The sequence below is a fragment of the Komagataeibacter nataicola genome, from assembly GCF_003207795.1.
Lineage (GTDB): Bacteria > Pseudomonadota > Alphaproteobacteria > Acetobacterales > Acetobacteraceae > Komagataeibacter > Komagataeibacter nataicola.
Genome location: NZ_NIRT01000016.1, coordinates 28,836 through 42,698 on the forward strand (window position 1 = coordinate 28,836; position 13,863 = coordinate 42,698).

Here is a 13,863-nt window from a genome sequence, read left to right on the forward strand (position 1 = left end):
TACAATATGACAGTTTAATGAAAGTTTTTCCGCAAAAGGAGAAAACCGCTTTTTCGATTGTCTCTCCTGTCATGACGGCTTTTGGCGCCCGCTAACAGGAACCATGATACATGACAGTCCGCTTCCGGTGTGATTTCCGTGCTTTTTTACTTGTTACGGCTGGCACGGCCAGTCTGGTCATGCCATGGGCGCGCGCCGAGGCCCGGACCATTCATATTGCCGCCCAGCCCATGGCGCAGGCGCTTGAGGCGCTGGGGCGCCAGACGGGCCAGAACATCGTTTTCACGCCGCAGCAGGTGGCCCATATCAGGGCGGATGCGGTCAATGGCAACATGACGGCGGCACAGGCGGTGCGACGCGCGCTCGCCCATAGCGGGCTTACGGCCGAGAGCGTGAATGACGGCGGTTTCATCATCCATTCAGGCGCGGCAGACCGGAAGGCGGGTAAAACAGGCACGTTGCCGAACGGAAGCGAACAGAAGGGCGACGTGAACGACATTGAAAAGATGTTTGTCGTAGCCCACAAGAAAAGCCAGAACGAGAAACGCACCTCCAACATCATCATGGATACGGTGGCGTATGACCCGTTTGAAAACCTTGGCGGCGTATCTTCGGTGGCGCAGTCCCTGATCCAGTTGCCTGGCGTGACCGGCATTACCGATGGCGATGAGCCGCGCTACATCAGCGTGCGCGGCATCAGCCCCGACCTGAACCATACGACAATGGACGGCATTACCCTCTCCTCCATTGGCGAGAGCGGAAGTGCGGGCACGCGGCGCGTCAACCTGCAGGACATTCCATCGGAAATGACCTCGCGGATGAACGTGTACAAAAGCTTCACCGCCGAGCAGGATGGCGATGCGATTGGCGGCGTGATCGATCTCATTCCCATGAGTGCCTTTGACCATAAAGGCATGTACAAATACCTCGATGCCTATGGCATCTGGTCCAGCAAGCGCGGGGGCGTGGGGGCCAATGGGCTCAAGGGTTATGCGCCGCATATGGGCGAGGGGGCCAAGGGCACGTTTTCCGATACGTTCGGCAGGCACCATGAGTTCGGCATCGTGCTGTCCATGCGCTACCAGGAGCGCGCGCGTAACACGACCAAGAACTGGCAGGCCTATGATTATGACAATGCCGATGGCACGAGCAGCACCACGCCCGGCAACTCATGGACCGGGCATGTCAGGCCCAGCCAGTATTCAACAGGTGAGTACGCCAATGACGTGACCAATATTGGCGGCTCGGGCAAGCTGGAATGGAAACCCACCGACAGGAACCTGTACATGTCGGTCATGGGGTGGTCCTACGCGCGGTGGGAACATTCGGTCATGGACAAGGAAGACTATAACCTGAAGAACACGGTTACGAGCGAGGACGGGATGGATATTCCCGTCAACAGCATCTACGCGCGCCGCAGGCAGAACGAATGGCACCGACAGAACAGTGGCATTATCGGGCATCTTGACTGGCACAAGGACAAGCACAGCCTGATCCTGCGCGCGGGCTATACGATGGAGGACTATAACGATTACCAGCCCTATATTGCCGCACGTGCCTACCCGAAAAAACTGACCGCCAGTTACAGCGGCTACCCCTCGGGCGATGGCATGTGGCAGCAGGGGCCGCTGTCAAACCCCACCGCCGCACAGACCGCGACATGGAACCTGTATAATGATGGCTCCTACCAGACATGGGAGCGCGCATCGGAGCGCGTGCCATCCGTAAGGCTGGATTACAGCTGGAATGCCGACAGGAACGCCAGGGGGTTTGGCATCGTGAGCGGCTTTCAGTGGCGTGAACTGACGCTCGACCATAATGAGCAGCAGACCTATTACGACAGCACGGAAAATTTCACCGGCCAGATGCTCCAGAGCAGCCATGTGCCCTGGAACAATACCTATCCCGAGACCTTCATCGGCCCCAATGGCTATACTTTCAACTGGTCCAGCCTGACGGTGGACCAGAAAAAATCTCTCTATAATAGCGGCATTTCAAACTACAGATATCGTGAGAACATATTCGACGGCTATGTCTCGCTGCACTACATCTGGAAACATACCGCCTTTATTGCCGGTGTGCGGGCTGACGCCACCAATTATGCGGGCTGGGCTCCCCAGATCAACGGCACGACGCAGACGGTTTCACCCGGTTTTACAAAGCAGGGCGGGTCTTACATCAACCCGCTACCCTCGTTTGATGTCGTGCATCACTTCCCGCATGAGGTTACGGTGCATACATCCTACAGCCAGTCCATCGGTCGCCCCGCGCCGGGGCAGATCGCCATGGCGGCATCCGAGAGCTGTGGTGATGATGACTCGGGAGGTACAGACTGCACCATTTCCAAGGGCAATACCCACCTCAGGCCCCGTCGGTCCCAGAACTTTGATATTTCGGTTGATAAATGGTTCAACCGTGGCAATGGCATGGTCAGCCTTGCGTTCTTCAGTAAATGGATCAAGGACGATATTGTTACCAGCCGCTCGCTTTATACAGATAATACAGGCACGCTTTATCAGGTGACAATGCCGGTGAACGCGCAGTCCGCCGGGGTCAAGGGCATTGAATTCAATGTCATGAACCGTAACCTGCACGCCTTTGGCCAGATTATTGACCTGCAGGCGAACGTGACATGGCTCAAGGGCCATGAAAGTTATTCAAACGGTACGTCGGTGGTCAATTACAATGCCATGATCTACCAGCCCAGCTTTATCGCCAATGGTATGATGACATGGCACATTCCGCAGATAAAAGGCGCGCTGCGCACCACCGTCAATTATTCAGGAAAGTATTTCACCTCTTTTGGTGCAACGCCGGGCGCATCTGACGGGTTTGGCAACTTCCTCACCTTCAACCTTGGCTTCTGGCATCAGGTCTATCCGGGCATTACACTGAAATACGAAGTCATGAACCTCGCCAACTGGCAGCCGCGCTATGTAACCGGCAATCATCTGCAATATGTTGATGAGATGGATAATTATGGCCGTGCCGTTTATTTCCATGTTGTTTTCAACTGACGGATTACATGCCTGGCGGAGTTATTTTCAAACGCTGCCCGCCCGGGCATGGTAGTGTAGCGGGCGATGATTGAAATGAACAGGAACGGGATCATTATGTTCATGGAAAACTGAAATATTAATGATTCTTTTCAAATACATATTAAAACGTATTTCATAATCAGAACGCCTCATGGCATCATAATGGCCTTCATGCATGGTTCTGTCTTCTGTGCGGGGGCATGCGGTTATGGTGGCGGGTGGTCTGGCCATGTCACTATATTTTTACAAAACATGTCCTGCCCGCATCACCGCTGCTTTTACTCATGGGACGTGAAGCTGCTATACGCGGAGATGGGGGTATAAAAGGTTGCGGGACTGCAGTAAGGAGCGGTATCGATATAAACACTATTGCATCCCGCATGGTCATGCCTGTCTTCCGGCATTCCTGCTGGACCAACGTGCATGAGAGGCGACCCTAGATGGCTGCAGACCGGCCCTGTTTTCCTACCAGTATTCATCGTTCCACCCCCAATGCCATCAGACTGAACCGGGCGCTGCGCATGTCGCGCCGCGATGCGCTGCTTGGCGCGCTCGGGGCCGCCGCTGTCGTTACGGGCAGCAGGCAGGGCATGGCCGCCACGGCAGGGCAGGACGACACGGGCGTGCCGCTGTTCATGGCCTTGTCGCAGCGCCTGACGGACCGTGACACGCTCGACCCGCGCATTGGCAATGCCCTGTATGCGGGCATCATCAACGCGGTGCCCGAGCGGCGCGACCAGATCCAGAAGCTGCATGACTTCATGACTGGCGGCAGCTTCGCCTCCGCCCGCGCGCTCGCCTCCGCCGCCGAGCATCAGGATCCCGTGTTCAAGGATGTCATTCAGGATATCATGACCGGCTGGTATCGCGGCCTGGCCGATCACAAGGTCGTGGTCTACCGCTCCGCGCTGATGTTCGACATCACCAAGGATGCGATCTACCCCAAGACCTATGCAACCGGGGGCCCGTTCTACTGGACCCAGACCCCGCCGGAAGTGGCTGTTCCTACTGGTGAACCTGCCCTTTCGCCTTCGAAACTCGTGATCGAACCTACCTGATATCCGGAGCCTTTTTTATGCCGTCCGAACAAGACCTATCTGCTGACGTCGTGATCGTCGGCTCCGGCGTCGCTGGCAGCTCCATTGCCAACGAACTGGCGCGCGCGGGTATTTCCGTCATCGTGCTTGAAGCGGGGCCTCGGGTTGACCGCCAGCATTTTGTCGAGAATTTCCGCAACCTCGAGAACAAGCCCTCCTATCAGGGGCCGTTCCCGGCGGTGCCGTGGGCGCGTCATCCGCCCAACCAGATCACCCCCAACGAGTACCTGCACACCACCGGCCCCGATGCCGAGGCCTACCAGCAGGTTTATCTGCGCATGATGGGTGGCACCACATGGCACTGGGCGGGCTGCGCGTGGCGTTACCTGCCATCGGATTTCGAGCTCAAGACCCGCTATGGCCAGGGTCGTGACTGGGCGCTGAAATATGATGATCTCGAGCCGTTCTACTACCAGGCCGAGGTGATGATGGGCGTGTGTGGCCCCGATCCGTCGGTGGAAGACCTCGGTTCGCCGCGCAAGCAGCCTTACCCGATGGATGCGCTGCCCATTTCCTACGCAGCCCAGCAGTTTCGCAAGCTGATTGGCGAGAAGACACCGTATCGCGTGGTGCATGAGCCGCAGGCCCGCAACACCCGCCCGTATGACAGCCGCCCGACCTGCGAGGGGCATAACAACTGCATGCCCATCTGCCCGATCGGGGCCATGTATAACGGCAGCTACTCCGTCTATCATGCCGAGGCGGCCGGGGCGAAGTTCGTGCCCAACGCCGTGGTGTACCGAATCGAGCGTGACAGCGCCAACAAGCGCGTGACCGCCGTGCATTATTACGATCCCGACAAGGGATCGCACCGCGTGACCGGCAAGTATTTCGTGATTGCGGCGCACTGCATCGAGACCGCGAAGCTCATGCTGTTCTCTGCCGATGAGCAGAGCCCTGACGGCATTGCCAACAGTTCGGGCCATGTGGGCCGCAACATGATGGACCACACCGGCGTGCAGGTGAGCTTCATCAGTGGCGACAAGGCCCTGTGGCCGGGTCGTGGCCCGCTGGAAACCAACGTGATTGACAATTTCCGCGATGGTGACTGGCGCAACGAGCGTGGTGCGTATCTTGTGCACATGGTCGATGACAACCAGGTCGACCTTGCCACGCAGCTTGCCATTGCCAAGGGGTATGTCGGGCGCGAGCTTGAGGAGCAGATCCGCTATCTCGCCTCGCACACGGTGCGCCTGTTCAGCCATAACGAAGGCCTTGCCGACCCGGACAACCGCCTGACGCTGAGCAAGACCAACAAGGACATGCTCGGCATTCCGCACCCCGAGGTCTATTACAAGCTGCCCGAATATACGGTGAAGAGCTGTGAGCACACGCGCGGCCTGTTCCGCGATCTGATCGGTCTCATGCATGGCACGGACGAGGAATGGACGCCGGGCTACTTCCCGCAGGACCATCCCGCAGGCAGCACCATCATGGGCACCGACCCGAAGGATTCCGTGGTGGACGGCTTCTGCCGCACGCATGACCACGAGAACCTGTTCATCGCGAGTTCGTCCGTTTTCTCTTCGGTCGGAACCGGCAACATCACCCTGACAGTCGCCGCACTTGCCCTGCGCGTGGCTGATACGCTTAAAAAAGAACTCGCCCATGCCTGACGTGACGCGCAAGATCCTGTGGTCGGTCCTGACCGCAGGCACTGCTCTTGCAACATTTTCTGCCGTTCCCGCCCGGGCGGATGATCCTTCTGCCGACCTTATGGCCCGTGGCGAATATATCGCCACGGCAGGCGACTGCGTTGCCTGTCATACCGCCCCTGGCGGCAAGCCGTTTGCAGGTGGCCTGAAGATCACCACACCCATGGGCGATGTGGTGACGACCAACATCACGCCTGATCCCGATCATGGCATTGGCAAATACACGGAAGAGGATTTCGAGAAGAGCCTGCGCCATGGCATCCGCCGTGATGGTAGCCGGCTTTATCCCGCCATGCCCTACGTGTCCTATGCCGGCATGACGGATGGTGACGTGAAGGCGCTGTATACATGGTTCATGCACGGGGTGAAGCCGGTGGCCGAGACGCCGCCGGTCACATCGCTCAACTTTCCGGCTAACCTGCGCATCACCATGGGGCTGTGGAACATGGTGGCCACCAGCGAAACCCCGGAGACCGGTGATTCCGCTACCTTTGACAAGCTGCGCCGGGGTAAGTACCTGGCCCGTGCCCTTGAGCATTGCGGCACCTGTCATACCCCGCGCAACATCATGCTCAGCGAGAAAGAGGACAGCTACCTGTCTGGCGCGAGCCTGCTCGGGTGGTATGCCCCTAACATCACCTCCAGCAAGACCGGCGGCATCGGCAACTGGAGCGAGGACAATCTCGTTGAGTACCTCAAGACCGGCCATGTGGCAGGCCTGAGCCAGGCAGCCGGCCCGATGGGCGAGGCGGTGGAGCATAGCACCAGTCATCTGACCGATGATGACCTGCATGCGCTTGCAGCCTACATCCTGCAGGTGCCCGCCAAGGATGACGAGGCCGAGCACAGCCCGCGTGAGCAGTATGGCAAGCCACTTGAAGAGGCGGATGTCCGCTCGGGCGACCTCACCCGCATCGACAAGCTTGACCAGATGGATGGCGCGCAGATCTATGATGCGAACTGTGCGGCCTGCCATGGTGGCAATGGCGCGGGCACGGCCGATCATTATGCACCCTCGCTGTTCCATAACTCGGTTGTTGGCTCGGCACGGCCCGATGACCTGATTATGGCCGTGCTCAATGGCGTGGACCGTAATGCGGGTGGAGTGCATGTGTATATGCCCGCCTTCAACCAGAGCTCCGACGTGGAGCGCCTGAGCAATGCCGAGATCGCCAGTGTGGTCAACTACGTCACGGCCACATTTGGCAGCGGCGACCACGGTGTAACCGCCGAACAGGTGGAAAAAATGGGCAAGGAACTGCCCAAGACTCCCTAAAGGCTTCACGCCCCGGCAGTGCCTGCATCCCCATTTAGGGGTGCAGGGCCGCCGGGGCGGGTCTTTGCAATACTGTCAGCGTGGGAAAGCTTTGTTCTGCCGTTGCAGTAAAAAAATAGATCTCTGTATTATTTACTTTTTGCGCCGGGGTGGAAAATGCACTGGCGTTTTTGCTGTATCAAAGCCGTGTTCTTCTACCCGCAGCGGAACGATCGTATCAGGCGCATGGTTTCTGCCTGGCCCATGGCCCCAGATGACTTTTGCTGCGAATGTGCGGCCACGTCATTCAACATTCACCATATCACCCACTACGGGAACCGGACCGTTGAAGAGGTTCTGATCAGCGCGGAGTTCGCGTTCGGTCACGACTTCCCCTGATTGCAGCAAGATCCGTTTGATCCAGTAGCGCATGCCTCAAGCATAGCAGACGGCTTCTGTCCCTCAAGCACGAAATATCGAGCCCTGTGGCCGATTGGCGCCGAATACGGCAAGCCGCTGCCGGGGGCGGTGTTTGCTAGCGAGCGGTGAGTGTCTGTGATAGGCACGACAGGTGTAAACGGGGCACAAGATCATAATGTTGCATTTCATCACCGATTTTGCCGATCAGGCCGTGATGCTGCCGGTGATGGTAACGGTGGCCCTTATCATGGCTGTGAACGGATGGTGGCGTGGCGCTGTGGTCTGGGCGGTTACCGCCGTCATGTTGCTGGCGGTCATGCTGCTGCTTAAAATAGCTGGTCTTTATTATGCCGCGGTTGAACAGACCGCCATCATTAGCCCCAGCGGGCATGTCGCGGCAGCGTGCATGGTGTATGGCGGCCTTTTTGTGCTGCTGGGGCGCCGCTATTTCATGCGTTTTCCGGCTCTCATGCTGGTGCCGTTATCAGGCATTGGCATTGTCGTGGCATGCACCCGCATGGCGTTGCATACCCATACCCTGTTCGAGGTTGTGACAGGGGGAGTAGTTGGCTGTGCTGCAGGCCTGGTGCTGGGGCGTGCATGTGGGCCTGTGCCGCAGCGGTTATGGCTCTATCTGCTGCCGGGGGTGGCATGCGTGGCCGTGCTGTTTCATGGGGCGCATCTGGGCATTGAAGGCGCGATACGCTCAATGTTCTTGCCCAGAAAAATTATTACGTAATCTGACTGGATAATAATAATTTCAGAATGGTCTGCGGCCAGAGACCAGAACAGGCACTGGCCAAGACGGGATGTCTCAGCCAGTGCCCGGTTTTTTACCTGATCTGTCCGGATCAGAACGGGGCGTCAATGTCCACCACGTCAATCAGCTTGTGATTGACGAATTCCTTGATGCCAAGACCGATCAGTTCACGGCCATAGCCCGAGCGGGCCACGCCGCCAAACGGCAGGTCGGCCTTCACCATGGTCGGGTGGTTGACGTAAACCATGCCGGTATAGATCTGCTCGGCAACCTTGACGCCGCGTTTGGTGTCCTTCGTAAAGACGGCGCCGCCCAGCCCGTAGGGGGAGTCATTGGCGATGCGGATGGCATCGGCCTCGTCCTTGGCGCGGTAAAGCTGCGTTACGGGGCCAAAGAACTCCCAGTGGCGGGCTTCGTTGTTCTCGTGCAGGTTGGTCATGAGCAGCGGCTGGAAGAAGGCACCCTTTTCCGGCACGGGCGCACCAATCACTTCCACAACAGCGCCATGCTTCTTGGCTTCTTCAACCTGCGCGCGCAGGTCGTCGGCCGCCTTCTGCGAGGAGAGGGGCGCCAGCTGCGTTGCCGGGTCCATCGGGTCGCCTGCCTTCAGGCTTGCGACGCCCTTCTTGTACAGCTCTACAAAGCGGTCATAGATCGCGTCAGCCACGATCAGACGCTTGGCCGAGACGCAGACCTGGCCCGCGTTCCAGTGGCGTCCGTACACGGCCCACTTCACGGTCTTTTCCAGGTCGGCATCTTCCAGCACCACGAACGCGTCGGAACCACCAAGTTCCATCGTGGATTTCTTGAGCGCCTTGGCCGCAACGCCAGCCACAATGGCGCCCGCGCCTTCGGAGCCGGTCAGCGCAACGCCGCAGACGCGCGAATCGCTCAGGATCACCTCGGTGTGGTGGCGGGCGGCATACAGGTTGCGGAAGCCGCCCTTGGGCAGGCCTGCTTCCTGCATCAGCGTATCGAAAGCGGCGGCGCATTGCGGCACGTTGGAGGCATGCTTGAGCAGCACCGTGTTACCGGCGGAAAGCTGCGGCGCGATGATGCGGGCCACCTGATAGTAAGGGAAGTTCCACGGCTCGATGGCAAAAACGATGCCCTGCGGCTGGTGGATGATCATGGCCTCGCCCTCATCGGGGCTGGCGACCGGCAGCTTCTCGGCTTTCAGCAGGCGCTCGGCATGTTCGGCGTAGTATTCGAAGATCTCTGCCGACAGGATGGTCTCGGCCTTGGATTCCGCATATGTCTTGCCCATCTCCAGCGTGATCAGGCGGGCATATTTGTCAATGTCGCGACGCAGGATGGCAGCCGCGGCCTTCATCACTTCCGCACGTTTGGCAAACGAGGTGTGGCGCCAGGCCTTGAAGGCGTCATAAGCCTCGGTCAGCGCGGTCTGGACTTCCTGATCCGTAGCATCGGGGAAAGTCTTCAGCTTTTCACCAGTATAAGGGTTGGTCGTAGCATAAGCCATGGACAATCTGTTCCTTAGAGTTTCGTCAAGTATATATTCCACGTGCAGGCGTGCAAGAATCGTTTCAGCTATCACTAACGCCCCGAACGTGCAAAAGCTGATTTTCCGTCAAAGCGGAGAGAACGTGAAGATTTTTTGCGGAAAACCGGACTTTTCTGCTGCCTGACCTGCTCTGCGCCAAGGGCGGAGGAGCATGGTAAAATGGAATTTACCGTCCGCGCGCCTCAGGCTTCAGGCGCGCTCAGGCAGGAAGCGGTCTGTCGAGCAGTTTGCGTTCCCGGTCGGTTATGACATCCGCCAGCGTATAACGGTCCAGCACCGAGATGAATAACTCCAGCGCTTCATTCAGCACGCCGCGCAGGCGGCACACATCGCTCAGAATGCAGCCCCCCCTGCGTGTCAGGCTTTCAGGCTGAGGTGGCTGCATGCAGGCCACCAGCCCCATATCTTCTTCCGTATAGCGCACGACATCACCGATCAGGATTTTCGCGGCGGGCCGCCCCAGCCGCAGGCCGCCATTACGGCCACGGATGGTTTCCACAAAGCCGCCCTGTCCCAGCCTGTGGATGATCTTGATCAGATGATTTTCCGAAATGCCATAAGCCTGTGCGACCTCCCTGATCGATGTCAGGCGGTCGGTATGGATGCCCAGATAGATCAGGGTTCTCAGGGCGTAATCGGTATGCAGGGTCAGGCGCATGAAAGGAGATATATAGATTTCCCCTCTTAATTCCAGTGGATAATGCCATTCCCCGTTCCGGCTGCGTCCGATGAAGGCGCAGGGCGGACAGGCTGATCTGGGGAAAAGGTCAGCATCTTCAGGCGGGTTGCACGCGGGCGGCATGGCAGTGGGGGAAGGGACGGCTTACGGGCGCAGTCAGGGCATGCACTGCGCACGACCGTGGCAATGAGGAGGTGGGACAGTGTGCCACCCGCGCATGAGCTGAAGCCCGGCAGGGAAACAGAAAATGCCCATGGCTTTCACCATGGGCATTGTCGTCAGGAAAGGCGGAGAAGATCAGAAGTTGGCGTTGATGCGGCCGTAGTAGTAGCCACCCGTGATGGGGATCTGCGCCGAGTTCTCATCATACGGCATGGCGCCAAGGGCATTGAGTTCCTGTGACATCATGCGGGGACGGACGTTGAACACGTTGTTCGCGCCGACGGCAAAGTGCCAGTTCTTCTGGAACCGCACGCCAATTTCGATATCGGTCATCCAGTGCGGGGTGTTGATGAACTGCTGAAGGTGATCGTTGGAATAGCGGAGACCCTTGGGCATCCAGTCCTGGTACTGCACCATGTCGCTGGTCTGGCCATAACGGGTCTGGCGGATGTTGAAATCCCAGTTTTTGTAGGTGTAATAGGCGTTCAGGATGATCTTGCTGCGCGGGTTGTCAGACGTGATCGAGGCAATATCGGCCAGGTTCAGGTTCGCGCCGTTATGGTGCAGACGCGTGCGGTTGAGGTCAATCGACATGGACAGCGCGAGGTTGCCATACTTGTGGAAGCGGAAGAGGTAATCCGCCTTGATGTCTACGCCCTGCGTGCGGGTGCTGGCGCCGTTGGTGAAGTAATCGGCATAGATGTCGCTGTGATCGGTCAGGCCCGCGGGAATGGCGCTCATGGTGTTGATCACCTGGGCGGCCCGGTCACCCTGGGTCATGCCGTTGCCATAAGGCGTATCGCCACCAAAATTGGTGTCCTGCACGATGCGGTCACGCAGGTTGATCTGGTAGACATCCGCTTCGACATGAAAATTATTAACGGGTTCCAGCACGATGCCGCCGCTGACGCTGGTCGAGCGCTCGGGCTTCAGTTTTGTGGCACCCACCGCCTGGCCCGCAGCCGAGTCCGCTGCCAGCAGGCCGCTAGCACCGGTGGGCGAGACGTTGACGGCGCTGAAGTGCGATTCAGCCAGCGTGGGCGCACGGAAGCCCGTGCTGATGGTGCCACGGATGGCAACGCGCTTGTTGAAGTTATAGCGTGTTGAAATCTTGCCGTTCTCGGTATTGCCGACGTCGGTGTAATGCTCCAGTCGACCCGCGAAATCGAGTTCCCATTTTTTGGTCAGGTGGAAGTCACCATCCAGGTACCACGACCAGATATCACGGTACCACGTGCCGGCCGATGCGGGTGAAATGCCGGCATAACCCTGCGTGCCGCCGTTTTCATAAGAGGCGGGAATACCTGCGGTAATGTTGTAGGATTCCATCCGTTCTTCAGCGCCGAAGGCCAGCGTCATCGGAACAGTATTCCCGATATTGAAATGACGGCGGAAATCAAGGTTATTGGTCCACTGCACCATGCTGTAGCTCTCGGCGCGCGCCTTGCGCGGGCTGGTGCCGTAATTGTTAACGTAATAGCTGTTGAGGGTATTCTTGTTGCCGATCTTGTCGATATCTTCGCCGTAGGTGGTGCTGAGATCCCAGTTGAAGCCCATGAAGTTGTCACCCTTCAGGCCCAGCGTGGCGGCAAAATCGTTTTCTTCCATGGTTTCCAGCGGGGAGAAGCCATAGGGCGCCATGGCGACACAGCCACTGCAGGAGGCTCCGACATCGGGCGTGCGGTAGTTTTCGTAAGCTTCCGCGTGACGATGGGCATAGGTGATCAGCCCATAGAAATTGATGCCGGGCGTAAACTGCTTGCCCCATTCGATCGAAAGATTTTCGCGCGTTTCTTCCGGCGTGCTCATGATCTTGTTGGAGTTCGTGGCGATCTTGCCGGCATTGGGGCCGGTATAGGTCGGGCTGGCGGCATAGGAGGGCTGTGAGCCGAGCAGGCGATGATCACGCGCGTTGTTGGCCACGAAATGGTCGGTGTGGTACATCTGCCCGCTGATGTGCAGGAAGCCGTCCTGACCGAGCTTCATGCCGCCATCGGCATTGAGCTGGTAGTTCCAGCCATCGCCGTTATAGGCGTTTGCACCGGTCTGGCCGCTTAGATTGAGGCCGTGATCCTGCTTCTTGGTAATGATGTTGACCACGCCGGCGATTGCGTCCGAGCCATACATGGCGGCCGCGCCATCCTCGAGCACTTCGATATGGTCGATGGCGTTGGCGGGGATCATGTTCAGGTCAACAGGGGTGGAACCTGATTCCGGGCCTGAATCCGCATACAGGTTGGCCGTGGTGTGGCGGCGCTTGCCATCAACGAGCACGAGCACTTCGTTCGGGTTCAGGCCGCGCATGCGGATGGAGGATGTAAGCGCGCCCGCATCGGCGCCCATGGCGCTGACATTGATCGAGGCATTGGTGCGGGTCAGCGCATCGGCCAGGTTCATCTGGCCCGAGCGGCGCAGTGCCGCCCCGCTGATGACCGAGACCGGGCTCATGCTGTCACGCGCCTTGCGGTTGGTGGAGTGCGTGCCGGTGGAGACGCTGATCTGTTCGACGCCGGAACTGTTCACGCCCCCATTATCTGCCTTGTTAGCCCTGAGGGTGGTGGCGGCACGGCTGTGCGCCTGTGTCTGCGCGGTTGCGGTGTGGTGCGCACGCACGGTGCTTCCCTTCTGATCCGCTGTTGTCGCGCCACCAGATGGCGTGGCGGCCATCGCTCCACAGGAAACAAAAGAGCAGATAGTCGTAATCAAAAGAGAAGTGCGTCTGTTCATTGAGGGCCCCGCAATCCATAGCTCGTCATCTTATTTATTAGCGGCTCGTAACAATTTGCGAGAGGGAAAAACGCCTTCCGATCATTGCACTAGAGATATGTTGCGGGGATGCAACACAATGTTAGATGTTACTTTAAGTTAACTTTGCGCGAAACGAAACTGATGGCGGCTTGGAAATTTTCTATCATTTTTACAGAATATCTTTTGTTTTCAATATATTGATAATTTTCTGCCCGCCCGGCTTTTTTGGCGTTCTTTCGTGGTTGACAGCGCATAAAAGTTATTTGGTTCTTTGTAATAACAATCTAAAATCAACGCATTGCATATTTCCATATGTTCCAGAAAAGCGTGATATAAAAGATACGGTCACCTGTGTGCCAACTGCATTTCCAGCGCATGCCGATGCCGCGAACCGTAAGGCTGCCGCAGTTGCGGATGTGGAGGGCGCCTTTCACCCTGACGGCGGGTGAAAGAGCTGGAATCGGCGCTGCTGCGACAGGGGCGGGAGAGTCGGGCCATGTAGTGCGGCCGGGTTCAGAGGGGGA

The 13,863-nt window shown here is 58.0% G+C and carries 9 protein-coding genes; 6 read left to right on the top strand and 3 right to left on the bottom strand.

Annotated elements, in window-relative coordinates:
* Nucleotides 1–110 precede the first annotated feature (110 nt).
* From CDI09_RS10225 to CDI09_RS10250, 5 genes are all read left to right on the top strand, one after another.
* Nucleotides 111–3,017 carry a TonB-dependent receptor gene (locus CDI09_RS10225; protein WP_078526034.1) on the top strand — a complete coding sequence of 969 codons (2,907 nt, stop codon included), beginning with the start codon at nucleotides 111–113 and terminating at the stop codon, nucleotides 3,015–3,017.
* Between the two features lie 461 nt (nucleotides 3,018–3,478).
* Nucleotides 3,479–4,096: a sugar dehydrogenase complex small subunit gene (locus CDI09_RS10230; RefSeq protein ID WP_078526036.1), complete on the top strand. Its 618-nt coding sequence runs from the start codon at nucleotides 3,479–3,481 to the stop codon at nucleotides 4,094–4,096.
* A 17-nt stretch (nucleotides 4,097–4,113) separates the two neighbouring features.
* Nucleotides 4,114–5,751, top strand: a complete 1,638-nt coding sequence (locus CDI09_RS10235; RefSeq protein ID WP_078526038.1) for a GMC family oxidoreductase — start codon at nucleotides 4,114–4,116, stop codon at nucleotides 5,749–5,751.
* Entirely contained in the window at nucleotides 5,744–7,066 is a 1,323-nt protein-coding gene (locus tag CDI09_RS10240; RefSeq protein ID WP_110571314.1) for a cytochrome c, read from the top strand. Before CDI09_RS10235 ends, CDI09_RS10240 begins: the two co-directional genes overlap by 8 nt.
* A 574-nt stretch (nucleotides 7,067–7,640) precedes the next feature.
* Nucleotides 7,641–8,204, top strand: coding sequence for a phosphatase PAP2 family protein (locus tag CDI09_RS10250; protein ID WP_078526044.1), 564 nt, complete (start codon nucleotides 7,641–7,643; stop codon nucleotides 8,202–8,204).
* Between the two features lie 112 nt (nucleotides 8,205–8,316).
* Here CDI09_RS10250 and CDI09_RS10255 read toward each other — a convergent pair whose 3' ends face one another.
* From CDI09_RS10255 to CDI09_RS10265, 3 genes are all read right to left on the bottom strand, one after another.
* Complete coding sequence (locus tag CDI09_RS10255) at nucleotides 8,317–9,708, bottom strand: NAD-dependent succinate-semialdehyde dehydrogenase (RefSeq protein WP_078526046.1); 1,392 nt, start codon at nucleotides 9,706–9,708, stop codon at nucleotides 8,317–8,319.
* Between the two features lie 241 nt (nucleotides 9,709–9,949).
* Nucleotides 9,950–10,408: an Rrf2 family transcriptional regulator gene (locus CDI09_RS10260; RefSeq protein ID WP_078526048.1), complete on the bottom strand. Its 459-nt coding sequence runs from the start codon at nucleotides 10,406–10,408 to the stop codon at nucleotides 9,950–9,952.
* Between the two features lie 318 nt (nucleotides 10,409–10,726).
* Nucleotides 10,727–13,318, bottom strand: a complete 2,592-nt coding sequence (locus CDI09_RS10265) for a TonB-dependent receptor plug domain-containing protein (protein WP_211308940.1) — start codon at nucleotides 13,316–13,318, stop codon at nucleotides 10,727–10,729.
* Between the two features lie 170 nt (nucleotides 13,319–13,488).
* Here CDI09_RS10265 and CDI09_RS17740 point away from each other — a divergent pair, with 170 nt between their 5' ends.
* Nucleotides 13,489–13,788, top strand: coding sequence for a hypothetical protein (locus CDI09_RS17740; RefSeq protein WP_146220868.1), 300 nt, complete (start codon nucleotides 13,489–13,491; stop codon nucleotides 13,786–13,788).
* The last annotated feature ends 75 nt before the right edge of the window (nucleotides 13,789–13,863 follow it).